Origin of the sequence: Streptomyces sp. NPDC060184 (assembly GCF_042728795.1) — a bacterium.
Taxonomy (GTDB): domain Bacteria; phylum Actinomycetota; class Actinomycetes; order Streptomycetales; family Streptomycetaceae; genus Streptomyces.
The window spans coordinates 90,050-112,931 of the sequence record NZ_JBHWYX010000011.1 but is presented as its reverse complement, the minus strand read 5'-3'; the positions used below and the strand labels follow the sequence as shown (position 1 = coordinate 112,931).

Annotated in this window: 23 protein-coding genes and 4 tRNA genes; 20 read left to right on the top strand and 7 right to left on the bottom strand. The window is 69.9% G+C overall.

What is annotated here, in order from left to right; translation table 11 throughout:
- Nucleotides 1-61 precede the first annotated feature (61 nt).
- On the top strand, nt 62-334 hold the full coding sequence (locus tag ACFWEE_RS10265) for a GlsB/YeaQ/YmgE family stress response membrane protein (RefSeq protein ID WP_386888094.1): 273 nt from the start codon (nt 62-64) through the stop codon (nt 332-334).
- Between the two features lie 22 nt (nt 335-356).
- Here ACFWEE_RS10265 and ACFWEE_RS10260 read toward each other — a convergent pair whose 3' ends face one another.
- From ACFWEE_RS10260 to ACFWEE_RS10250, 3 genes are all read right to left on the bottom strand, one after another.
- Nucleotides 357-1,022 carry an alpha-ketoglutarate-dependent dioxygenase AlkB family protein gene (locus ACFWEE_RS10260; RefSeq protein WP_386888093.1) on the bottom strand — a complete coding sequence of 222 codons (666 nt, stop codon included), beginning with the start codon at nt 1,020-1,022 and terminating at the stop codon, nt 357-359.
- A gap of 2 nt (nt 1,023-1,024) precedes the next feature.
- Complete coding sequence (locus tag ACFWEE_RS10255; protein ID WP_386888090.1) at nt 1,025-1,579, bottom strand: methylated-DNA--[protein]-cysteine S-methyltransferase; 555 nt, start codon at nt 1,577-1,579, stop codon at nt 1,025-1,027.
- A gap of 237 nt (nt 1,580-1,816) precedes the next feature.
- Entirely contained in the window at nt 1,817-2,305 is a 489-nt protein-coding gene (locus tag ACFWEE_RS10250; RefSeq protein WP_386888089.1) for a YajQ family cyclic di-GMP-binding protein, read from the bottom strand.
- Nucleotides 2,306-2,490: 185 nt separating this feature from the next.
- Between ACFWEE_RS10250 and ACFWEE_RS10245 the strand changes: the two genes are divergently transcribed.
- Both ACFWEE_RS10245 and ACFWEE_RS10240 read left to right on the top strand, forming a co-directional pair.
- A tRNA-Tyr gene (locus tag ACFWEE_RS10245) sits at nt 2,491-2,572 on the top strand.
- A 128-nt stretch (nt 2,573-2,700) separates the two neighbouring features.
- The gene (locus ACFWEE_RS10240) at nt 2,701-3,378 is read left to right on the top strand and encodes a hypothetical protein (protein WP_386888087.1); all 678 of its coding nucleotides are present in this window, start codon (nt 2,701-2,703) and stop codon (nt 3,376-3,378) included.
- 111 nt (nt 3,379-3,489) lie between these two features.
- Here the strand turns inward: ACFWEE_RS10240 and ACFWEE_RS10235 are convergent, their stop codons facing one another.
- On the bottom strand, nt 3,490-4,146 hold the full coding sequence (locus tag ACFWEE_RS10235) for an SDR family oxidoreductase (RefSeq protein WP_386888085.1): 657 nt from the start codon (nt 4,144-4,146) through the stop codon (nt 3,490-3,492).
- Nucleotides 4,147-4,198: 52 nt separating this feature from the next.
- The gene (locus tag ACFWEE_RS10230) at nt 4,199-5,512 is read right to left on the bottom strand and encodes an amidohydrolase family protein (RefSeq protein WP_386888083.1); all 1,314 of its coding nucleotides are present in this window, start codon (nt 5,510-5,512) and stop codon (nt 4,199-4,201) included.
- 363 nt (nt 5,513-5,875) lie between these two features.
- Between ACFWEE_RS10230 and ACFWEE_RS10225 the strand changes: the two genes are divergently transcribed.
- The 8 genes from ACFWEE_RS10225 to ACFWEE_RS10190 all read left to right on the top strand — a co-directional run bounded on the left by ACFWEE_RS10225 (nt 5,876) and on the right by ACFWEE_RS10190 (nt 10,808).
- Nucleotides 5,876-5,948: transfer RNA gene (locus tag ACFWEE_RS10225), tRNA-Thr, on the top strand.
- 46 nt (nt 5,949-5,994) lie between these two features.
- Nucleotides 5,995-6,067: transfer RNA gene (locus ACFWEE_RS10220), tRNA-Met, on the top strand.
- 89 nt (nt 6,068-6,156) lie between these two features.
- Nucleotides 6,157-6,321: a 50S ribosomal protein L33 gene (gene rpmG, locus ACFWEE_RS10215; protein ID WP_003956487.1), complete on the top strand. Its 165-nt coding sequence runs from the start codon at nt 6,157-6,159 to the stop codon at nt 6,319-6,321.
- 124 nt (nt 6,322-6,445) lie between these two features.
- Complete coding sequence (locus ACFWEE_RS10210) at nt 6,446-6,898, top strand: MaoC family dehydratase N-terminal domain-containing protein (RefSeq protein WP_386888082.1); 453 nt, start codon at nt 6,446-6,448, stop codon at nt 6,896-6,898.
- The gene (locus ACFWEE_RS10205; RefSeq protein ID WP_386888080.1) at nt 6,898-7,326 is read left to right on the top strand and encodes a MaoC family dehydratase; all 429 of its coding nucleotides are present in this window, start codon (nt 6,898-6,900) and stop codon (nt 7,324-7,326) included. Before ACFWEE_RS10210 ends, ACFWEE_RS10205 begins: the two co-directional genes overlap by 1 nt.
- Before the next feature lie 135 nt (nt 7,327-7,461).
- A complete protein-coding gene (locus ACFWEE_RS10200) occupies nt 7,462-8,073 on the top strand; it encodes a TetR/AcrR family transcriptional regulator (RefSeq protein ID WP_386888193.1) in 612 nt (203 codons plus the stop codon).
- 147 nt (nt 8,074-8,220) lie between these two features.
- Nucleotides 8,221-9,663 (top strand): DHA2 family efflux MFS transporter permease subunit, encoded by a 1,443-nt coding sequence (locus ACFWEE_RS10195; protein ID WP_386888078.1) that lies wholly within the window; start codon nt 8,221-8,223, stop codon nt 9,661-9,663.
- An 89-nt stretch (nt 9,664-9,752) separates the two neighbouring features.
- Entirely contained in the window at nt 9,753-10,808 is a 1,056-nt protein-coding gene (locus tag ACFWEE_RS10190; RefSeq protein ID WP_386888076.1) for a UDP-N-acetylmuramate dehydrogenase, read from the top strand.
- Nucleotides 10,809-10,839: 31 nt separating this feature from the next.
- Here ACFWEE_RS10190 and ACFWEE_RS10185 read toward each other — a convergent pair whose 3' ends face one another.
- Both ACFWEE_RS10185 and ACFWEE_RS10180 read right to left on the bottom strand, forming a co-directional pair.
- Entirely contained in the window at nt 10,840-11,862 is a 1,023-nt protein-coding gene (locus ACFWEE_RS10185) for an adenosine deaminase (RefSeq protein WP_386888074.1), read from the bottom strand.
- A 136-nt stretch (nt 11,863-11,998) separates the two neighbouring features.
- Nucleotides 11,999-13,225 carry a pyridoxal phosphate-dependent aminotransferase gene (locus tag ACFWEE_RS10180; protein WP_386888072.1) on the bottom strand — a complete coding sequence of 409 codons (1,227 nt, stop codon included), beginning with the start codon at nt 13,223-13,225 and terminating at the stop codon, nt 11,999-12,001.
- A gap of 279 nt (nt 13,226-13,504) precedes the next feature.
- Here ACFWEE_RS10180 and ACFWEE_RS10175 point away from each other — a divergent pair.
- The 9 genes from ACFWEE_RS10175 (at nt 13,505) to rpoB (ending at nt 22,849) form a co-directional block, all read left to right on the top strand.
- Nucleotides 13,505-13,577, top strand: a tRNA-Trp gene (locus tag ACFWEE_RS10175).
- 108 nt (nt 13,578-13,685) lie between these two features.
- A complete protein-coding gene (gene secE, locus ACFWEE_RS10170; protein WP_266705301.1) occupies nt 13,686-13,970 on the top strand; it encodes a preprotein translocase subunit SecE in 285 nt (94 codons plus the stop codon).
- Between the two features lie 73 nt (nt 13,971-14,043).
- Nucleotides 14,044-14,931 (top strand): transcription termination/antitermination protein NusG, encoded by an 888-nt coding sequence (gene nusG, locus ACFWEE_RS10165; protein ID WP_386888071.1) that lies wholly within the window; start codon nt 14,044-14,046, stop codon nt 14,929-14,931.
- 176 nt (nt 14,932-15,107) lie between these two features.
- The gene (rplK, locus tag ACFWEE_RS10160) at nt 15,108-15,542 is read left to right on the top strand and encodes a 50S ribosomal protein L11 (protein ID WP_386888069.1); all 435 of its coding nucleotides are present in this window, start codon (nt 15,108-15,110) and stop codon (nt 15,540-15,542) included.
- An 82-nt stretch (nt 15,543-15,624) separates the two neighbouring features.
- On the top strand, nt 15,625-16,347 hold the full coding sequence (rplA, locus tag ACFWEE_RS10155; protein WP_386888068.1) for a 50S ribosomal protein L1: 723 nt from the start codon (nt 15,625-15,627) through the stop codon (nt 16,345-16,347).
- A gap of 175 nt (nt 16,348-16,522) precedes the next feature.
- Complete coding sequence (locus ACFWEE_RS10150; RefSeq protein WP_386888066.1) at nt 16,523-17,431, top strand: hypothetical protein; 909 nt, start codon at nt 16,523-16,525, stop codon at nt 17,429-17,431.
- Nucleotides 17,432-17,738: 307 nt separating this feature from the next.
- A complete protein-coding gene (gene rplJ / locus ACFWEE_RS10145) occupies nt 17,739-18,296 on the top strand; it encodes a 50S ribosomal protein L10 (RefSeq protein ID WP_327176212.1) in 558 nt (185 codons plus the stop codon).
- A gap of 82 nt (nt 18,297-18,378) precedes the next feature.
- On the top strand, nt 18,379-18,762 hold the full coding sequence (gene rplL / locus ACFWEE_RS10140; protein ID WP_386888064.1) for a 50S ribosomal protein L7/L12: 384 nt from the start codon (nt 18,379-18,381) through the stop codon (nt 18,760-18,762).
- 601 nt (nt 18,763-19,363) lie between these two features.
- Nucleotides 19,364-22,849 (top strand): DNA-directed RNA polymerase subunit beta, encoded by a 3,486-nt coding sequence (rpoB, locus tag ACFWEE_RS10135; protein WP_386888062.1) that lies wholly within the window; start codon nt 19,364-19,366, stop codon nt 22,847-22,849.
- The last annotated feature ends 33 nt before the right edge of the window (nt 22,850-22,882 follow it).

Here is a 22,882-nt window from a genome sequence, read left to right as displayed (position 1 = left end):
AACCGATCCGAGCCCGCGCGCGTCCCTGATTCCGTCACCAGGAAAGGGGTAGGCGGGTCACATGGGCATCATCGCGTGGATCATCCTCGGGCTTGTCGCCGGAGTCATAGCCAAGATCCTGCTGCCGGGACGCGATCCCGGCGGCATCATCATCACGACCCTCATCGGGATCGCCGGAGCATTCGTCGGAGGCTGGCTCTCCGCGAAGTTCCTCGACCGTCCCATCAACGACGACTTCTTCGACCTCGCGACCTGGGTGGCCGCCATCGCGGGCTCGCTGGTGCTGCTCATCGTCTACCGGCTGCTCTTCGGCAACTCCCGGGAACGCCGCTGACCCGCCCCGCCCCGCCCGCCGGTCACCGGTCGTCCAGACCGGTCTCCCGCAGCGTCAGATTGAGCCGGCCGGCCCGCATCCCCGTGTCCGGGCCGGCCGTCCCCGGGTACACCTTCGGCACCCCGTGGAACGCGAAACGCGACGGGCCGCCGAACACGAAGAGATCACCGGACTCCAGCTCCACGTCCGTCCAGGGCCGCCCCCGGTCCTCCGTGTTCCCGAACCGGAAGACGCAGGTGTCGCCGATGCTGAGCGACACCACCGGTGCCCCGGAAAGCTCCTCCCGGTCCTGGTGCATGCCCATCCGGGCCGTGGCGTCGTAGAAGTTCACCAGCCCCGCGTCCGGCGCGTACGCCCGGCCCGCGGCCTCGTCCTCGTACGCCTCGGCCACCGCCGCCCGGCCAAGCTCCGCCAGCCACCCGGGGAAGTCCGCCACCCGCGCGCCGTTCACGTCGTCGGCGGTGCGGACGTAGCGGTACGGCCGCCAGTGCCAGCCCAGGCACACCGTGCGCACCGACATCACCCCGCCGCCCGGCAGCTCCGTGCGCCGCAGCGGCACCGGCCCCCGCGCCCACTCCCGGCAGGCCACCACCAGCTCCCGCTGCCGCTCCACCGACAGCCACCCCGGCACGTGCACCGCCCCGGGAGCGACGGTCCGCCGCTCCCTCGGGAAGAGTCCCGCCGCCACGGTCAGCCCCGCACGGTGGCTCGCCCCACCGGCTCTTCCCCCGCACCCCGCCCCGTCGCCCGGCCGTCGGCCCAGGCGCCCTCGAACGTCAGCAGCCGCTCCTTGCGCTCCGGCCCGCCCGCGTACCCGCGCAGCGAGCCGTCCGCGCCGATCACCCGGTGGCACGGCCGCACCACCAGCAGCGGATTGCGCCCGATCGCGGTGCCCACGGCCCGTACCCCGGCCCCCGCGACGCCGACCCGTTCCGCCACCCAGCCGTACGACACCGTCCTGCCGTACGGGATGTCCTCCAGCGCCCCCCAGACCCGCCGCTGGAACTCCGTCCCGGCCCCCGGCGCGTACCGCAGCTCGAAACGCGTCAGCCGCCCCGCGAAGTACGCCGAGAGCTGCGCCCGGACCTCCGCGAAGGCCTCCGGTGCCTCCCGCCACCCCGCCAGGACGACCGCCCCGCCCTTCTGACCCGGTACGGACACGGAGAGCAGGCCCCCGGACGCCTCGTCGCCGACCAGCAGCAGCTCGCCCAGCGGGCTGTCGAACCTCGTGTACACCGTGCCCATCGACCGTCATCCCTCTCGCGCGCGACCCTGTCCCGGTGGTGGTCCCGGAGTGGTCCCGGTGGTGGTCCCGCACCTACGAGTCTGCGTCACCGGCGCACGGTCCGGCTGGCGGAAATCCGACATCAGGCATCCGGCGCACGCGCCCCGCCCCCGGACACGGCTCACGGCGGTGCCGAGAACGACACCGCCGTGGGGAACCTCAGGACCTGCGCGGGAGTACGGGCAACAGTCCGTCCGTCACCGGTAGTTGACGTACTGCAGGGCGAAGTCGAAGTCCTTGCCCTTGAGCAGCGCCTGGACCGCCTGGAGGTCGTCGCGGCTCTTCGAGCTGACCCGCAGCTCGTCGCCCTGGACCTGCGCCTTGACGCCCTTGGGGCCCTCGTCGCGGATGACCTTGGCGACCTTCTTGGCGTTCTCCTGGGAGATGCCTTCCTCGATGGTGGCGAAGATCTTGTACTCCTTGCCGGAGAGCTGCGGCTCGCCGGCGTCCAGCGACTTCAGCGAGATGCCCCGCTTGACCAGCTTGGTCTCGAAGATGTCGAGGATCGCCTTGACGCGCTCCTCGCCGCTCGCCTCCATCAGGATCTTCTCGCCGGACCAGGCGATCGACGCGCCGGTGCCCTTGAAGTCGTAGCGCGTGGAGATCTCCTTGGCGGCCTGGTTGAGGGCGTTGTCGACCTCCTGCCGCTCGACCTTCGAGACGATGTCGAAACTGGAGTCGGCCATGACGTGTGGCTCCTTGCGTCGTGATCGGTCGTAAGCGTGGGATGCAATGCGATGCAGGAGAAAGCCTAAAGGCTGACCCCGCGTCCGGACGCTGATCAATCGAGTGGCGGAGCACCCCTGAGCATCAGGTATCGTTTACGTCGTCGCCAAGGAGTTCCCCAGCGGGGCCCCGAAGTGATGTTCGAGGCGGTGTGCCCGAGTGGCCAAAGGGAGCAGACTGTAAATCTGCCGGCTCAGCCTACCCAGGTTCGAACCCTGGCGCCGCCACCGAACGGGAAGCCCCCGTCCACAGCAATGTGGACGGGGGCTTTCTTCATGTCCGGAGCCTCGTGATGCCCGTCTCAAGGGCCCGGCGCCCGGGTCTGCGACACGGCGCCGGGCCCAGACTGGAGCCCGTGGAAGACCAGACCTACGAAGATGCGTACGACGCGTGGCGATCTGCACTGGCGACGCTGCTCGGGGACGCACCCCTGCTGGCGAGCTGGCAGGAGCGTCGTTACCGGTTCGCGCATCGTGTCGGCGCGCTCCTGACCGAGCCGGCGGGTGAGGGACCGGCGACGACGGGTCCTGTGCTGTACGGCGTCTTTTCCTCCGGCGCCGGGCTCTGCTACGTGGGCCAGACCCAGGACGCCGGTCGTCGGCTGCGGGATCTGCCGGTGGGGGAGAGCCATCATCTGGCCAACACGCTTCCGCCCGAACTCTGGGAGAGGGTCGTGGTGATCCGCTGGCCCTTGCTGCTCCCCGCAGCGCCCGCGGGCGAGCGGACGGCGGTGCGCGAAATGGGAATGAAGAACTGCGGACTCGCCCTGGAGCACATGCTCCAGATCGAGACGTCACCACCGCTGAACAGCAGGCGTCGACGATCGGCCGGGGACTGGCAGCCACGGAATCTGGCGCGCAGCCGCTCACGCGGTGCCCTCGGGTCGTCGTCTCTCCCGGGATTGGGGCAGCTCGTTTCCGCTGCCTGGAAGAGCCTCGCCGAAACGATGCTGCCCGAGGACAAGGCCGTGGTCGACACCGGCGTCGGCCGCGTCGTCTTCCCGTCGGCTCCGGAGACCCTGCAGAGCGATTGATCCATGGGCCCGGCGAGGGCGCGGGGCAGCTGTCCCACGCCCTCGCAAGCGCCACGGCACGGGCCACGGCGGCCCGTTGGGTGCCCGGGGCGCTCCCGGGTGCCCGGACCCTCAGTTCCCCGACACGTTCTTCGCCGCGACCGCCACCGGCACGTTGCCCGAGATCAGCTCCAGGGTCAGGCCCGCCGTGCTCGGGGTGTCCAGCAGCTCGGCGAGGGCCGCCGCCACGTCGTCGCGGGGGACCGGGCCCCGGCCGGTTGACGGGGAGAGCAGGACCAGGCCGGTGCCGGCGTCGTCGGTGAGAAGGCCGGGGCGGAGGACCGTCCAGTCGAGGCCGGGGCGCGCCCGCACGGCGTCGTCCGCCGCGCCCTTCGCCCGCAGGTACACGTCGAAGACCTCGTCGCCGGGGTGCGAGGCGTCGGCGCCCATGGCCGAGACCATGACGTAGCGCCGTACGCCCGCGCGTTCAGCCGCGTCGGCGAGGAGCACCGCTGCCGCCCGGTCCACCGTGTCCTTGCGCGCGGCGCCGCTGTTCGGGCCGGCGCCCGCCGCGAAGACCACGGCGTCGGCGCCCCCGAGCACCTCGGCGACCTCGTCGACGGAGGCCGATTCGAGGTCCAGCACGGCCGCTCGGGCGCCCACCGCCTCCAAGTCCCCGCGTTGACCCGGATCGCGGACGATGCCGACCGCCTCGTCCCCGCGCGCGGCGAGCAGGCGCTCCAGCCGCAGTGCGATCTGACCATGTCCACCTGCGATGACAATGCGCATGGTCACGACCGTACGCCGGAGCGGGCCCGCCCGCCGGGAGCGCGCCCGAAGGTCAGTCCTGGGCCGGTCCGGGACCGGGGCCCGGTCTGCCCTGGCGGGGCAGTCCGTACGGCTCCGGAAGCTCCGTGTCGCAGTACTCGCGCACCGCGCTCGTCCGGGCGACGATCCGCCCCCGGTGCACCACGATCCGGCTGTACGCGAGCGAGAGCGCGCCCGCGAGGCCGTCGCCGCGCACGGCGAGGAGTTCGGCCGGGGCGCCCGCCTCCACCCGCACTTCGGGCAGCCCCATCGTCTGCCGGGCGGTGTTCGCGACGGCGTCGTAGGCGGTCCTGACGGGCAGTCCGTGCTGGGAGGCCAGCAGGTACGCCGCCTCCAGCGGGTCCCCGCGCCCGACCGGGTTGACCGTGTCGCGCAACGCCCCGCTGCCCGCCGCCACGCTCACTCCGGCCGCCCTCAACAGGCGTACGGGGGCGGTGAGTCGGCGCTTCGTGCCCGAGCAGCAGCCTTGGGGCAGGCAGACCACCGCCACGCCGGCCGCGGCGAGTTGACGGGCCGCCTGTCGCGCGGTCTCCGGCGGCAGCCGCGAGAGGCCGCCGCAGGGGCCGACGGTGACCCGCGGGCCCTGCGGCGAGGGTCCCGCCTCCGTCCCCGGGCCGGCCGTGGGCCCCGCCCGCAGCTCGGCCGCCATCGCGGCGAACCGGGCCAGCCGGGCGGGGTCGGAGGCGTCCGTGTGCAGGTCCACCGGGAGCCCGTGCTCGGCGGCGACGGTGAGGGCCCGCTCCGCGTGCCCGTCCGGGTCGGGGTCGAGGTCCGGGCGCCCGCCGATCACGCCCGCGCCCATCGCGACCGCGTCCCGGAGCAGGGCCGTGCCGTCCGCGCCCGAGGCCCCGGTGAGGCGCCGGGGGACCGCCACGGGCGTGAGGTCGGTCAGCCCGCGCAGCGCGTACCGGGCCTGCAGGACGGCCTCCAGCGGCGCGAGGCCCTGGGTGCCGCCCACCCGGACGTGGGTGCGCAGCGCGGTCGCGCCGTGGCCCAGCTGGAGCAGGGCGGCCTCGGTGGCGCGCCTGCGCAGGTCCTGGGGGCCGCGGGGGTCGCCGTCGCAGTCGGAGGCGGTGAGGGCGGTGTCGCCGTGGGCGTGGGGTTCGGCGGGGGCGGGGAGCAGCAGGTAGCCGCGCAGGTCGACCCGGGCGCCCCGGGTGCCGAGGCTGCCGGGGTCCCCGACGGCCTCGATCCGCGCCCCCGCCACGCGTACGTCCACCGGGCGGCCGTCGGCGAGCCGTGCGCCGCACAGCAGGAGCGGTTCGGGGGCCGCGCCGGGGCCGTCCGCCGGGTCGTGGTCGGGCCGCCTCGGCCGGCTGTCGGGCATCGCGCTCCTGGGGAGGGGTGGTGGTCTCGCCACTGAGGGGCGGGGGTCCCGCCACGCCCCGGCAGCCGCCGGAACGGTGCCGGAGCACCGCCGGAACGGCCGTTTTCAAGATCGAACCGGCCCGAGCCTAGGGCGGAGTCCGACCTGTCCCAGGGAGGAGCGAAATAGTCATACCGGCGAGGTGTGGCGGGACGCCCCGGACGGAGGGGTTCCGTGGGGCGGCCGTGGTTCCGTGCCCCGGGGTTCAGCCCCTGATCAGAGGCCTGGCGGGGGCTCGGGGGTGTCTCCGGGAGAGGTCCCGAGGAGGGTCGGGGAAACGGATTTGGGGGATCGGCGGAGAACCGTGTAATGTCTTCCTCGCTCGCCCCAATAGCTCAGTCGGTAGAGCGTCTCCATGGTAAGGAGAAGGTCTGCGGTTCGATTCCGCATTGGGGCTCTGGTGATCGGGAAACCCTGCTTCGGCAGGGGGACCTTTTCATCAAAGCGGTGTAGCTCAGTCGGTAGAGCAAGCGGCTCATAATCGCTGTGTCACCGGTTCAAGTCCGGTCACCGCTACAAACGGTAGCCGATTGTGGGGTCGGTCCTTCGATCGGCTACTCTTTTATGCGTTCATCCGTCCATCCGTCCGTCTTAGGAGCACTCACGTGGCTGCCACCGACGTCCGCCCGAAGATCACGCTGGCCTGCGTGGAGTGCAAGGAGCGGAACTACATCACCAAGAAGAACCGGCGTAACAACCCGGACCGTCTTGAGATGAAGAAGCACTGCCCGCGCTGCAACTCGCACACCGCGCACCGCGAAACGCGCTGAAACAGGCTCGTACACGAGGCCGTCCCCACTGGGGGCGGCCTCGTGTCGTTGTATGGGGTCGTGGGTTGGTTCCATCGACTTCCCTCGACCCCTTTTTTTCACTTGATCAGGAGGTAGCGAGCTCATGGCGCTCGACCAGTCCTTCGTGGGGCGGACCTATCCGCCCACCCCGGCGTACGAGGTCGGCCGGGAGAAGATCCGCGAGTTCGCCGAGGCGGTGGGTGACACCCATCCGGCGTACGTCGACGCGGAGGCGGCCCGTGCGCTCGGTCACCCGGACGTGATCGCGCCGCCCACCTTCGTCTTCTCCATCACGTTCAAGGCCGCCGGGCAGGTCGTCGAGGACCCGCAGCTGGGGCTCGACTACAGCCGGGTCGTGCACGGCGACCAGAAGTTCGCCTACACGCGCCCGGTGCGGGCGGGGGACCGGCTGACGGTCACCTCGACGATCGAGCGGATCAAGTCGATGGCCGGGAACGACATCCTGGACATCCGCGGTGAGGTCCAGGACGAGTCCGGCGCCCACGTCGTGACGGCCTGGACGAAGCTGGTGGCGCGAGCCGCCGAGGAGGCGTGATGTCGGCGAAGGTCGCTTACGAGTCGGTCGAGGTCGGTACGGAGCTGCCGTCCCGCTCCTTCCCGGTCACCCGGGCCTCGCTGGTGCGGTACGCGGGCGCGTCCGGCGACTTCAACCCGATCCACTGGAACGAGAAGTTCGCGGTCGAGGTCGGGCTGCCGGACGTCATCGCGCACGGCATGTTCACGATGGCCGAGGCGGTCCGGGTGGTCACGGACTGGGCCGGCGACCCGGGTGCGGTCGTCGAGTACGGCGTGCGCTTCACCAAGCCGGTGGTCGTGCCGAACGACGACAAGGGTGCGCTGATCGAGGTCAGCGGCAAGGTCGCCGCCAAGCTGGACGACAACCAGGTCCGGGTCGACCTGGTCGCCGTGTGCGACGGCCAGAAGGTGCTGGGCATGTCCCGCGCCGTGGTCCGCCTCGCCTGAGCCCGCGCCGTACGGCCCGCCACCAGGCGCACGGGAAGGGGCATCCGCTTCGGCGGGTGCCCCTTCCGCGTGTCCGGGGCGCCATCTCCGTTGACCAGTTAGTGATTGAGTACTAACTTACTTTCCATGGCAAGGATGAGTGCGGACGAGCGGCGCGAGAGCGTCATCCGGGCGGCGATCACCGAGTTCGCCCGCGGCGGGTACGACGGGACCTCCACCGAGGCGATCGCCCGGCGCGTCGGCGTCTCGCAGCCGTACCTCTTCCGCCTCTTCCCGAACAAGCAGGCGATGTTCCTCGCCGCCGCGGAGCGCTGTCTGGCCGAGACCCTGGAGGTCCTTCTCAAGGCGGGGGAGGGCCGCGAGGGCGAGTGCGTCGCGCAGGGCATGGCCGCCGAGTACGGGGGGCTGATCTCCGGCGACCCCGACAAGCTGCTGATGCAGATGCAGATGTACGCGGCCGTCGCGGCGGCGGAGGCGTCCGGGGACCACGAGTTCGGGGCCTCGGTGCGGGCCGCCTGGGAGCGGATGTGGGACACGATCCACCTCGCCCTCGGCGCGGACATCGAGCAGACCAAGAACTACTTCGCCCACGGCATGCTCATGAACACCCTGGCCTCGCTCGGCTTCCCGGCCGGCCACCGGGTGTGGTCCGGCTTCTGGGAGACCGCCCGCCCGATGTCCGGCGAGACCGACAGGGCCGGCGAGGCCGACGCCACCGGGGCCGGCTCCGGGCCGGCCCCCGCCTGAGAAACGGCGCGTCCGGGGCCCGTGCACACCGTGTCCGGGGTCGCGGACACCGCGTCCGGGGTCGCGGACACCGCGTCCGGAGGGCGTCCCGCTCTCTGTCCGCGAAAGTTAGTCATCAATAACTAATCATCGTCATCGGGGGGAAGAATGAACCAGCCCACGCCCACCGCCCTGCGCGGGGGAGCCCTCTGGGCTCTCGTCGTCACCAGCCTCGCCAGCTTCATGGCGGCGCTCGACAACCTCGTCGTGACCACGGCCCTGCCGTCCATCCGCGTGAGCCTCGGCGGCGGGCTGAAGGAGCTCGAATGGACGGTGAACGCCTACACGCTCACCTTCGCCGTCCTCCTGATGACGGGCGCCGCCCTGGGGGACCGGTTCGGCCGCCGCCGGCTCTTCCTCGTCGGGCTCTCCGTGTTCACCGGCGCCTCCGCCGCGGCGGCCCTCTCGCCCGGCATCGGCGAACTCATCGCCTTCCGGGCGGTCCAGGGCGTAGGCGCCGCGATCATGATGCCGCTCACCCTCACGCTGCTCACGGCGGCCGTCCCGGCCGCGCGCCGGGGCGCAGTGCTCGGCATCTACAGCGCGGTCACCGGCCTCGCCGTGGCGAGCGGCCCGCTGATCGGCGGCAGCATCACCGAGCACCTCTCCTGGCAGTGGATCTTCTGGCTGAACGTGCCCGTGGGCCTCGTTCTGCTGCCGCTGGCCCGGCTGCGGCTGACGGAGTCGTACGCCCCCGACGCCCGGCTCGACGTCCCGGGCACCCTGCTGGTCAGCTCCGGCCTCTTCGGGATCGTGTACGCCCTCGTCAGCGCCAACTCCGACGGCTGGACCAGCGCGCCCGTCCTCACCGGCCTGATCGCCGGAGGCCTGCTGCTGGCCGGATTCGTCGTCCACGGCTTCCGGGCGGAGCGTCCGATGCTCCCCATGCGGCTCTTCCGCAGCCGGGCCTTCTTCGGCATCAACATCGCGAGCCTGCTGATGTTCCTCGGGATGTTCGGCTCGATCTTCCTGCTCAGCCAGTTCCTGCAGAGCGCCCTCGGCTACTCGCCCACCGAGGCCGGACTGCGGATGCTGCCCTGGACCGGCATGCCGATCCTGGTCGCGCCGGTCGCCGGGTACCTCAGCGACCGGTTCGGCGGACGCCCCATCGTCGTCACCGGCCTCGCGCTCCAAGCGGTGGGCCTCGCGCTCTTCGCCCGCGTCCTCGGTCCCGACGTCGCCTACACCGCCCAGCTGCCCGGTCTGATCGTCGGCGGCATCGGCATGGCGATGTACTTCGCGCCCGCCTCCGGACTCGTCATGTCCAGCGTCCGCCCCGGCGAGCAGGGCATCGCCTCCGGCGCCAACAACGCGCTGCGCGAGGTCGGCGGCGCCCTCGGAGTCGCCGTACTGGCCTCCGTCTTCTCCGCGCGGGGCGGCTTCGGCTCCCCGCAGCAGTTCACCGACGGGACCGTGCCCGCGGTCTGGATCGGGGCCGGCGTGGTGGCGCTCGCCGCGCTGGTCGCCCTGCTGGTGCCGGGCCGCCGCCGCGGCGCACCGCCGGTGCCGGAGGCCGAGTCCGCCGCCCCGGCCGTCGGCGTCCCGGTCTGACCGCCGCCCCGGTCGCCGTACGGGCCCCGGTCGCTGCCACCCCGCCCGAGCGGCGGGGCGGGCGGGACCGGGGCCCGTACTCTGGTCCCGTGCAGGTACTCCACGACGCCCCCCTCGCCCCCCTGACCACCTTCCGGCTCGGCGGCCCGGCCACCCGGCTCGTCACCGCGACGACCGACGCCGAGGTGATCGCGGCCGTCCGCGAGGCCGACGACGCGGGCACCCCGCTGCTGATCGTCGGCGGCGGCTCCAACCTGGTCATCGGCGACAAGGGCTTCGACGGCACCGCCCTGCGCGTCGCCACCACCGGCTTCGAGCTCGCCGGCACCCGCCTCGAACTCGCGGCGGGAGAAGTCTGGACCGACGCCGTCGCCCGTACCGTCGAAGCCGGGCTCGCGGGCATCGAGTGCCTCGCCGGAATCCCCGGCTCCGCCGGTGCCACGCCGATCCAGAACGTCGGGGCGTACGGCCAGGAGGTCGCCGCCACCATCAGCGAGGTCGTCGCCTACGACCGGCGCTCCGGGGAGACGGTCACCCTCTCCAACGCCGCGTGCGGCTTCTCCTACCGGCACAGCACCTTCAAGCACCACCCCGACCGGTACGTCGTCCTGCGGGTCCGCTTCGAGCTGGAGGACGCGGCGGGGCTGTCGGCGCCCGTCAAGTACGCGGAGATGGCCCGCACCCTCGGCGTCGAGCCCGGCGACCGGGTCCCGGCCGCCGCCGCCCGGGAGACCGTCCTCGCCCTGCGCGCGGGCAAGGGCATGGTGCTGGACCCCGAGGACCACGACACCTGGTCCGCCGGCTCCTTCTTCACCAACCCGGAGCTCGACGAGCACCAGTACGCGCAGCTCCTCGCCCGCGCCGCCGAGCGCCTGGGCCCGGACACCGCCCCGCCCGCCTACCCGTCGGGCGACGGGCGGACCAAGACCTCGGCCGCCTGGCTGATCGACAAGGCAGGTTTCACCAAGGGGTACGGCACCGGACCGGCCCGCATCTCCACCAAGCACACCCTCGCCCTCACCAACCGGGGCGAGGCCACGACCGAGGACCTGCTCGCCCTCGCCCGCGAGGTCGTGGCCGGGGTGCGCGAGGCCTTCGGCGTGACCCTCGTCAACGAACCGGTGACGGTCGGCGTCAGCCTCTGAGGCCTCGCGGCTCCGGGTCGCCCCGGGCCGCTCAGGCGGCCTGCGGGGCCAGCCACTCCTCGATCCCGTCCAGCAGCTTCCGCCGCACCTCCTGGGGTGCCACCGAGCCGCGCACCGACTGCCGGGCGAGTTCCGCCAGCTCCTCGTCGGTGAAGGAGTGGTGCTTGCGCACCAAGTCGTACTGGTCCGCCAGCCGGGCGCCGAAGAGCAGCGGGTCGTCCGCGCCGAGCGCCATCGGCACCCCCGCCTCGAACAGCGTCCGCAGCGGCACGTCGCCGGGCTTCTCGTAGACCCCCAGCGCCACGTTGGACGCCGGGCAGACCTCGCAGGTGATCCCGCGCTCCGCCAGCCTCCGCATGAGCCGGGGGTCCTCGGCGGCCCGCACCCCGTGACCGATCCGGTACGCGTCCAGGTCGTCCAGGCAGTCCCGGACGCTGGAGGGACCGGCCAGCTCGCCGCCGTGCGGGGCCGCGATCAGCCCGCCCTCGCGGGCGATGGCGAAGGCCCGGTCGAAGTCGCGGGCCATGCCCCGGCGCTCGTCGTTGGAGAGCCCGAACCCGACGACCCCCCGGTCCGCGTACCGCACTGCCAGCCGGGCCAGCGTGCGGGCGTCCAGCGGGTGCTTCATCCGGTTCGCCGCGATCACCACCCGCATCCCCAGTCCGGTCTCCCGGGAGGCGCTGTCCACGGCGTCGAGGATGATCTCGATGGCCGGGATCAGCCCGCCGAGCAGCGGCGCGTACGAGGTGGGGTCGACCTGGATCTCCAGCCAGCCGGAACCGTCCGCGACGTCCTCCCGCGCGGTCTCCCGCACCAGGCGCTGGATGTCCTCCGGCTCCCGCAGGCAGGACCGGGCGATGTCGTAGAGCCGCTGGAAGCGGAACCAGCCCCGTTCGTCGGTCGCCCGCAGTTCGGGAGGTTCACCGCCGGTGAGGGCCTCGGGCAGGCGCACGCCGTACTTGTCGGCGAGTTCGAGCAGGGTGGTCGGCCGCATCGACCCCGTGAAGTGCAGGTGCAGGTGGGCCTTGGGCAACAGACGTACATCACGCTCCATTGGAAGATCCTGCCGCACCCGCGCCCCGGAGCGGAAGCCGCTTCCCCTTTCGGGGAGGGGGGCGAACAAAAAGGCGCCCCCGGTCCGGGACATGAGGTCCGCGGTCCGGGGGCACCCTCCGGTGTCGGGCGCGAGGTCAGTCGCGCGCCTCCGCCAGCAGCTTCTGGATCCGCGAGACGCCCTCGACCAGGTCGTCGTCGCCCAGCGCGTAGGAGAGCCGGAGGTAACCCGGCGTACCGAAGGCCTCACCCGGTACGACGGCGACCTCGGCCTCGTCCAGGATGAGCGCCGCCAGCTCGACCGAGCTCGCCGGGCGCCTGCCGCGGATCTCCTTGCCGAGCAGGGCCTTCACCGAGGGGTACGCGTAGAACGCGCCCTCGGGCTCGGGGCAGAGGACCCCGTCGATCTCGTTGAGCATCCGCACGATCGTCTTCCGCCGGCGGTCGAAGGCGGTCCGCATCTCGGCGACCGCGTCCAGCGGCCCGGAGACGGCGGCCAGCGCGGCGACCTGGGCGACGTTGGAGACGTTCGAGGTGGCGTGCGACTGGAGGTTGGTCGCGGCCTTCACGATGTCCTTCGGGCCGACGATCCATCCCACGCGCCAGCCGGTCATCGCGTACGTCTTGGCGACCCCGTTGACCACGATGCACTTGTCGCGGAGCTCCGGCAGGAGGGCCGGCAGCGAGCTGAACTCCGCGTCGCCGTAGACGAGGTGCTCGTAGATCTCGTCGGTCAGCACCCACAGGCCGTGCTCGACGGCCCAGCGGCCGATCGCCTCCGCCTCGGCCCGGGTGTACACCGCGCCGGTCGGGTTGGACGGCGAGACGAACAGGACGACCTTCGTCCGCTCCGTGCGGGCGGCCTCCAGCTGCTCGACCGTGACCTTGTACCCGGTGGTCTCGTCGGCCACCACGTCCACCGGCACACCGCCGGCCAGCCGGATCGACTCCGGGTAGGTGGTCCAGTACGGAGCCGGGACGATGACCTCGTCGCCCGGGTCGAGGACCGCGGCGAAGGCCTCGTAGATGGCCTGCTTGCCGCCGTTGGTCACCAGGACCTGCGAGGCGTCGACCTCGTAGCCGGAGTCGCGCAGCGTCTTCGCCGCGATCGCCGCCTTGAGCTCCGGCAGCCCGCCCGCCGGGGTGTAGCGGTGGTACTTCGGGTTGCGGCACGCCTCGATCGCGGCCTCGACGATGTAGTCCGGCGTCGGGAAGTCGGGCTCACCGGCACCGAACCCGATCACCGGACGGCCGGCGGCCTTGAGGGCCTTCGCCTTGGCGTCGACGGCGAGGGTGGCGGACTCGGAGATCGCGCCGACGCGGACGGAGACCCGGCGTTCGGACGGAGAAGTTGCAGCGCTCATGCCCCCCATGGTGCCTGACCGGCACCCCCCTCGGCGCGGCTGTTTCAGCGGCTGGACGGTGCCTCGCGTGCCCTCGTACGGGCCCTGGCCAGGGCCGGAACGAGGCCCCGGGGAAGCCGTGGGACACGCCCCGCGGACCCCCGTCAGGATGGCCCGCTCAACTTCTGTTCGACGCGGAGCCCGTGAACACGTACACTCACCTGTCGTTGGCCTTCACCAGCCGCACCGGAATGACTTCCTGGTCACCAGGGGACATGCGGTAGGTTGGGGAAACCACAAAGGGTCGTAGCTCAATTGGTAGAGCACTGGTCTCCAAAACCAGCGGTTGGGGGTTCAAGTCCCTCCGGCCCTGCTACACACTCCTTCGCCGGGATGTGTGCGCATGTACGTACTTCATTGCACAGCCGTGCGCGGCTCCAACGGGCGCGGCACGGCCACGACCCGGAATCAGGTGAGTAGCGTGACGGACGCCGTGGGCTCCATCGACATGCCTGATGCTGAGGATGAAGCGCCCGAGTCCAAGAAGACTCGGAAGGGCGGCAAGCGCGGCAAGAAGGGCCCGTTCGGCCGTCTCGCGCTCTTCTACCGTCAGATCATCGCCGAGCTGCGCAAGGTCGTCTGGCCGACACGCAAGCAGCTGAGCACGTACACCACCGTGGTGATTGTGTTCGTAGTCGTCATGATTGGTCTCGTTACCGTGATTGACTTCGGATTCCAGCGGGTCATCAAGTACGTCTTCGGCTGATCCCGCGGAGGGCGCCTCACCGGCGCCCCTTTCGCATGTTCCACCCATTTGTATCCAGGAAGAAGCAGCCATCGTGTCTGACCCGAACCTGAACGACGCCGCCGAGTCCGGGACGGACGCCTTCGAGTCCGCCGAGGACCAGCACGACATCGTTGAGGCCTCGGAGTCCGAGTCCTCCGAGTCCTCGGACCAGGTCGAAGCTGCTGACGAGAGCGCTGAAGCCGAGCTCGACGCCGACGAGACCGACGACGCCGACGAGGTGCTCGCCGCCGAGTCCGACGACGAGTCCGCCGAGGACGACGCCGACGAGGAGTCCGAGGAGGCCGCCGAGCCGGCCGCCCCCGTCGACCCCGTCGCCGCCCTGCGCGAGGAGCTCCGCACCCTGCCCGGCGAGTGGTACGTCATCCACACGTACGCCGGGTACGAGAAGCGCGTGAAGGCCAACCTGGAGCAGCGCGCCGTCTCGCTCAACGTCGAGGAGTTCGTCTACCAGGCGGAAGTCCCCGAGGAAGAGATCGTCCAGATCAAGAACGGCGAGCGCAAGAACGTCCGCCAGAACAAGCTCCCGGGCTACGTCCTGGTGCGCATGGACCTGACGAACGAGTCCTGGGGCGTCGTCCGCAACACGCCCGGCGTCACCGGCTTCGTGGGCAACGCCTACGACCCGTACCCGCTGACCCTGGACGAGATCGTGAAGATGCTCGCTCCCGAGGCCGAGGAGAAGGCCGCTCGCGAGGCCGCCGAGGCCGCGGGCAAGCCGGCTCCGGCCCGTCGGGTCGAGGTCCAGGTGCTCGACTTCGAGGTGGGCGACTCGGTCACCGTCACCGACGGCCCGTTCGCCACGCTGCAGGCGACGATCAACGAGATCAACGCCGACTCGAAGAAGGTCAAGGGCCTCGTCGAGATCTTCGGCCGCGAGACCCCGGTCGAGCTCAGCTTCGACCAGATCCAGAAGAACTGACGCTTTCCGTCACCTTTCTGGACACATGCCTACCGAGCAGGTCAGACAGGCTTCGCAGCCGGTCTGACCTGCTCGGTTTTTGGTTGCGCAGCTATACCCGTTATCGTTGTGCGGTATGCCTCCGTCCGGATGACCGGATGGCGGCGAAACACTCTCACTAGGACCCGGAGAGAGCAATGCCTCCCAAGAAGAAGAAGATCACGGGGCTTATCAAGCTCCAGATCAACGCCGGTGCCGCCAACCCGGCCCCGCCGGTCGGCCCCGCGCTGGGTCAGCACGGCGTCAACATCATGGAGTTCTGCAAGGCCTACAACGCCGCGACCGAGTCGCAGCGTGGCATGGTCGTGCCGGTGGAGATCACGGTCTACGAAGACCGTTCCTTCACCTTCATCACCAAGACTCCGCCGGCCGCCAAGCTGATCCTCAAGGCCGCTGGTGTGGAGAAGGGCTCCGGCGAGCCGCACAAGACCAAGGTCGCCAAGCTGACGGCTGCCCAGGTCCGCGAGATCGCCACGACCAAGCTCCCCGACCTGAACGCCAACGACCTCGACGCCGCGTCGAAGATCATCGCTGGCACCGCCCGTTCCATGGGCATCACGGTCGAAGGCTGAGTCCAGCCTTCCAGGCCTCAAGTGGTAGGACCAGGCGCTGGTCCGCACCACGACTCCACACTCTGAACACACAGGAGCAGCAGTGAAGCGCAGCAAGAACCTCCGCGCTGCGGACGCGAAGATCGACCGGGAGCGTCTGTACGCCCCGCTCGAGGCCGTCCGTCTCGCCAAGGAGACCGCGACCACCAAGTTCGACGGCACCGTCGAGGTCGCCCTGCGTCTGGGCGTCGACCCGCGCAAGGCGGACCAGATGGTCCGTGGCACCGTGAACCTCCCGCACGGCACCGGCAAGACCGCCCGGGTCCTGGTCTTCGCGACCGGTGACCGTGCTGCGGCCGCGGAAGCCGCGGGCGCCGACATCGTCGGCTCCGACGAGCTCATCGACGAGGTCGCGAAGGGCCGCCTGGACTTCGACGCCGTCGTCGCCACCCCGGACCTCATGGGCAAGGTCGGCCGCCTCGGCCGCGTGCTCGGTCCGCGTGGTCTGATGCCGAACCCGAAGACCGGCACCGTCACCCCCGATGTCGTCAAGGCTGTCAACGACATCAAGGGCGGCAAGATCGAGTTCCGCGTCGACAAGCACTCGAACCTGCACTTCATCATCGGCAAGGTCTCCTTCGACGAGACGAAGCTGGTCGAGAACTACGCCGCGGCGCTGGAGGAGATCCTCCGTCTGAAGCCGTCCGCCGCCAAGGGCCGCTACATCAAGAAGGCCGCGCTGGCCACCACGATGGGCCCCGGCATCCCGCTGGACCAGAACCGCACCCGTAACCTCCTCGTCGAGGAGGACCCGGCCGCCGTCTGAGCCCCCGTGCTCACCAGGTAGCCGCGTCACGCGTGTAGATGGGCCCTGCAACCTTTTGGTTGCGGGGCCCGTCTTCTTATACGGAGACGGGCCGGACGGATCGGGCCGCTCCGGTTGCTGTCAGCCCCCTGTGCAAAGGTGGGTCGACAGTACGTACGAGGGGTGGGGTTCAACGATGACGAGCAGGACACTGCGACGGGTGTGCGTGTCGGTCGTGACGGCGGCGGCGCTGACGTCGGTGGCGGCGTGCGGGGGGTCGGACGAGGCGAGCGGCTCCGGCGGCAAGAGCCCGGCCGCGACGGCGGCGACGGCCGCGGTGTCGCCGATCTCCGTGCTGAAGAAGGTGCAGCAGAAGAGCGGGACCGCGCACTCCGCCAAGATCGAGAGCACCGTCGTGGTGGGTACCACCATGTCGATGACCTCGACCGGGGCCATGGACTGGTCCGACGGCGTCACCGGTGACATCACCATGAAGTACGACGGCGGCGCGATGGCGGAGAACCTGCAGAAAATGGGCTCCGACGGAACCATGCGGGCGGTGTACCTCAAGGACGCCTACTACGCGAACATGGGCGACGTCTTCGCGCAGGCCATCGGCGGCAAGCACTGGATCCGGTACGGCTACGAGGACCTCGCCGCGGTCGCCGGCGCCTCCGGCGAGGTGCTCAAGGACCAGATGCAGGGCAACACCCCGGAGAAGGGCGTGGAGCCTCTCCTGGCGTCCGGCGCCGTCAAGGAGATCGGCGAGGAGAACGTCCGGGGCGTCGCGGCCACGCACTACTCCGGTGTGGTCGACGTGGCCGCACTGTCCAGGACGAGCACCAACCTCGACGCCGAGCAGCTCAAGGAGCTCAAGGAGCAGCTGGACAAGTCGGGGATCACCACCGAGACCATCGATCTGTGGATCGACAGGAACGATCTGCTGATCAAGGCGTCGACGAGCGCCGACACCGCCAACGGGGCGATGAAGACCACGTCGTTCTACAGCGACTACGGCACAGCGGTGAGCGCCGTGAAGCCCGACGCGAGCGACACGGTGGACTTCAAGGAGATCGCCGGACAGGCCTCTGCCGCCACCTCCTGACCCCGTCCCCCGGCCTGCGGGGTGCGGGCGTAAACCTCCCGCACCCTGCGGATTCCGGACGGATTTGCCCCGCGCGGTCCCGGTCGCGTACTCTTCCGAAGAAGCCAAAGACCGCTGGTCGTTGGTGTGCCTTCGCAAGAAGGGGCACCGACCGAAGGTTCCGTACAGACGGACGACCTGCGCAGGTGACTGTGGAACGCTCCCGGATTCGTCCGGTCGAGCCGCGCCCTGGCACTTGTGCTGGGGCGTTTCGTCTTTTCCGGCCCCTTCTGAGCGGTCCTCATCACCCGGAAGGAGGCCGACGCTCATGGCAAGGCCCGACAAGGCTGCCGCGGTAGCCGAGCTCGCGGACCAGTTCCGCAGCTCGAACGCCGCCGTGCTGACCGAGTACCGGGGTCTCACCGTGGCCCAGCTCAAGCAGCTGCGCCGTTCGCTCGGTGAGAACGCCCAGTACGCCGTGGTGAAGAACACGCTGACCAAGATCGCGGCCAACGAGGCCGGGATCGACACGCTGGACGACCTGTTCGCAGGCCCGACGGCGGTTGCCTTCGTCACCGGTGACCCGGTGGAGTCGGCGAAGGGTCTTCGTGACTTCGCCAAGGACAACCCGAACCTCATCATCAAGGGCGGTGTCCTTGACGGCAAGGCGCTGTCCGCCGATGAGATCAAGAAGCTCGCGGACCTCGAGTCCCGCGAGGTTCTGCTCGCCAAGCTGGCAGGTGCACTGAAGGGCAAGCAGTCTCAGGCTGCGGCGCTCTTCCAGGCGCTCCCCTCGAAGTTCGTCCGCACCGCGGAAGCTCTTCGTGCCAAGAAGGAAGAGCAGGGCGGTGCCGGTACGCCGGCGCCCGCCGAGGCTGCCGAGTAACCACTCAGCGGTCCAGCGGGCCCTTCGTACGCCCGCCGACATATACATCCGGCACCTGCCGACTTAGTGGAAGGACGCCATCATGGCGAAGCTGTCCCAGGAAGAGCTGCTCGAGCAGTTCGAGACCCTGACCCTCATCGAGCTGGCCGAGTTCGTCAAGGCGTTCGAGGAGAAGTTCGACGTCACGGCCGCCGCCCCGGTCGCCGTTGCCGCCGCCGGTGGCGCCGGTGTCGCCGCTGAGGCCGTCGAGGAGCAGGACGAGTTCGACGTCATCCTCACCGCCGCCGGTGACAAGAAGATCCAGGTCATCAAGGTCGTGCGTGAGCTGACCTCCCTCGGCCTGAAGGAGGCCAAGGACCTCGTCGACGGCGCCCCGAAGCCCGTCCTCGAGAAGGTCGCCAAGGAGGCCGCCGAGAAGGCTGCCGAGTCCCTCAAGGGCGCCGGCGCGTCCGTCGAGGTCAAGTGACCTCACGAGTCTTCTGACTCTCCTGTGACGCCCCTGCCGTGAGGCGGGGTCCGTCGCGAACGCGAAGGGCGATCACCCGACCGGGTGGTCGCCCTTTGGCGTGCCCGAGCAGGCTGCCTTGCTCTTCCGCCCGTGGGGAGTAGGGTGATCATCGCCGTACGCCTCCTGAGGGCGTCGGAGAGGACCTCCCGGCCGCGGACGCGGCCACAGGGGGTGCGTGCGGGCCGGGGGGCCTTGACGAACCGCACGCGGCGCGCAATTCTCAGGACGCGTCTTCATCTCGGTCCGCATCCGAGGCATGGATCGAGAGTGAAGCGGGAAGTAAAGAAGCGCGCGGCAGACGCCGCGCGAGGGCTGAAAAGGTGTTGAGAACAGCTGTTGACAGCGACGCGGGTCTCTGAGAACCCCGACTGGACATCAGTGTGCCGCTTGGCTACACTGTCCCTTTGCGCTGCCTGTTAGCTGCCTCCTGCCCGTCACCAGGGGCATGCCCACGCTTGAGCATCGATGACAGGACGTCCCTGAACTGGGATTTCCGTCCTCGTGTCGGCATGGGACCGGTACGCGCGTAGTGAGTCCGAGCCCTCGGAAGGACCCCCTCTTGGCCGCCTCGCGCAACGCCTCGACCGCGAATACGAACAACGGTGCCAGCACCGCCCCGCTGCGCATCTCCTTTGCAAAGATCAAGGAGCCCCTCGAGGTTCCGAACCTCCTCGCGCTGCAGACCGAGAGCTTTGACTGGCTCCTCGGCAATGCCGCCTGGAAGGCTCGCGTCGAGGCTGCTCTGGACAGTGGACAAGACGTCCCCACCAAGTCCGGCCTTGAGGAGATCTTCGAGGAGATCTCCCCGATCGAGGACTTCTCCGGGTCGATGTCGCTCACGTTCCGCGACCACCGATTCGAGCCCCCGAAGAACTCGATCGACGAGTGCAAGGAGCGCGACTTCACGTTCGCCGCCCCGCTCTTCGTCACCGCCGAGTTCACCAACAACGAGACCGGCGAGATCAAGTCCCAGACGGTCTTCATGGGCGACTTCCCGCTCATGACCAACAAGGGCACCTTCGTCATCAACGGCACCGAGCGTGTCGTGGTGTCGCAGCTCGTCCGTTCCCCCGGCGTCTACTTCGATTCCTCGATCGACAAGACGTCCGACAAGGACATCTACTCCGCCAAGATCATCCCCTCCCGGGGTGCCTGGCTGGAGATGGAGATCGACAAGCGCGACATGGTCGGTGTCCGCATCGACCGCAAGCGCAAGCAGTCGGTCACCGTCCTCCTGAAGGCTCTCGGCTGGACGACCGAGCAGATCCTCGAGGAGTTCGGCGAGTACGAGTCGATGCGCGCCACCCTGGAGAAGGACCACACCCAGGGCCAGGACGACGCGCTGCTCGACATCTACCGCAAGCTCCGCCCGGGCGAGCCGCCGACCCGCGAGGCCGCTCAGACGCTGCTCGAGAACCTCTACTTCAACCCGAAGCGCTACGACCTCGCGAAGGTCGGCCGCTACAAGGTGAACAAGAAGCTCGGCGCCGACGAGCCGCTGGACGCCGGTGTCCTCACCACCGACGACGTCATCGCGACCATCAAGTACCTGGTCAAGCTGCACGCCGGTGAGACCGAGACGGTCGGCGAGTCCGGACGTTCGATCGTCGTCGAGACCGACGACATCGACCACTTCGGCAACCGCCGCCTGCGCAACGTCGGCGAGCTGATCCAGAACCAGGTCCGTACGGGTCTCGCCCGTATGGAGCGCGTCGTGCGCGAGCGCATGACGACCCAGGACGTCGAGGCGATCACGCCGCAGACCCTGATCAACATCCGGCCGGTCGTCGCCTCCATCAAGGAGTTCTTCGGCACCAGCCAGCTGTCGCAGTTCATGGACCAGAACAACCCGCTGTCGGGTCTCACCCACAAGCGCCGTCTGTCGGCGCTGGGCCCGGGTGGTCTCTCCCGTGAGCGGGCCGGCTTCGAGGTCCGAGACGTGCACCCGTCCCACTACGGACGCATGTGCCCGATCGAGACCCCCGAAGGCCCGAACATCGGTCTGATCGGTTCGCTCGCCTCGTACGGCCGCGTCAACGCGTTCGGCTTCATCGAGACGCCGTACCGCAAGGTCACCGACGGCCAGGTCACCGACGAGGTCGACTACATCACGGCCGACGAGGAGGACCGCTACGTCATCGCCCAGGCGAACGCGACCCTCTCCGACGACCTGCGCTTCACCGAGCCCCGCGTCCTGGTCCGCCGCCGCGGCGGTGAGGTCGACTACGTGCCGCCGGCCGAGGTCGACTACATGGACGTCTCGCCGCGCCAGATGGTGTCCGTCGCCACCGCGATGATCCCCTTCCTGGAGCACGACGACGCCAACCGTGCCCTCATGGGCGCGAACATGATGCGCCAGGCCGTCCCGCTCATCAAGAGCGAGGCGCCCCTCGTCGGCACCGGCATGGAGTACCGCTGCGCCACCGACGCCGGCGACGTGCTGAAGGCCGAGAAGGACGGTGTGGTCCAGGAGGTCTCCGCGGACTACATCACCGTCACGAACGACGACGGCACGTACACCACGTACCGCATCGCCAAGTTCATGCGCTCCAACCAGGGCACCTCGGTCAACCAGAAGGTCGTCGTCTCCGAGGGCGACCGCGTCATCGCCGACCAGGTGCTCGCCGACGGACCGGCCACCGAGAACGGTGAGATGGCCCTGGGCAAGAACCTGCTCGTGGCGTTCATGCCGTGGGAGGGTCACAACTACGAGGACGCGATCATCCTGTCGCAGCGCCTCGTGCAGGACGATGTCCTCTCCTCGATCCACATCGAGGAGCACGAGGTCGACGCCCGTGACACCAAGCTCGGCCCGGAGGAGATCACCCGGGACATCCCGAACGTCTCCGAAGAGGTCCTCGCCGACCTCGACGAGCGCGGCATCATCCGTATCGGTGCCGAGGTCGTCGCCGGCGACATCCTCGTCGGCAAGGTCACGCCCAAGGGTGAGACCGAGCTGACCCCCGAGGAGCGTCTGCTCCGCGCGATCTTCGGTGAGAAGGCGCGCGAGGTGCGCGACACCTCGCTGAAGGTGCCGCACGGTGAGATCGGCAAGGTCATCGGCGTCCGCGTCTTCGACCGCGAAGAGGGCGACGAGCTGCCGCCGGGCGTGAACCAGCTGGTCCGCGTCTACGTCGCGCAGAAGCGCAAGATCACCGACGGTGACAAGCTCGCCGGCCGTCACGGCAACAAGGGCGTCATCTCGAAGATCCTGCCGATCGAGGACATGCCGTTCCTGGAGGACGGCACCCCGGTCGACATCATCCTCAACCCGCTGGGTGTCCCGTCCCGAATGAACCCGGGACAGGTCCTGGAGATCCACCTCGGCTGGCTCGCCAGCCGCGGCTGGGACGTCTCCGGCCTCGCCGACGACTGGGCCCAGCGGCTCCAGGCCATCGGCGCCGACCAGGTCGCCCCCGGCACCAACGTCGCCACGCCCGTCTTCGACGGTGCGCGCGAGGACGAGATCAGCGGCCTGTTCAACGCCACGATCCCGAACCGCGACGGCGACCGCTTGGTCCAGCCCTCCGGCAAGGCCCAGCTGTTCGACGGCCGCTCCGGCGAGCCGTTCCCGGACCCGGTCTCGGTCGGGTACATGTACATCCTCAAGCTGCACCACCTGGTCGACGACAAGCTCCACGCTCGTTCGACCGGCCCGTACTCCATGATCACCCAGCAGCCGCTCGGTGGTAAGGCTCAGTTCGGTGGTCAGCGCTTCGGAGAGATGGAGGTGTGGGCCCTTGAGGCTTACGGCGCCGCGTACGCCCTCCAGGAGCTGCTGACGATCAAGTCCGACGACGTGACCGGCCGCGTGAAGGTCTACGAGGCCATCGTCAAGGGCGAGAACATCCCTGAGCCGGGCATCCCTGAGTCCTTCAAGGTGCTCATCAAGGAAATGCAGTCGCTCTGCCTCAACGTGGAGGTGCTGTCCTCGGACGGCATGTCCATCGAGATGCGCGACACGGACGAGGACGTCTTCCGCGCGGCGGAGGAACTCGGTATCGACCTGTCCCGGCGCGAGCCGAGCAGCGTCGAAGAGGTCTGACGGGTAGGCCGGCCGGATCCCTGTGATCCGGCC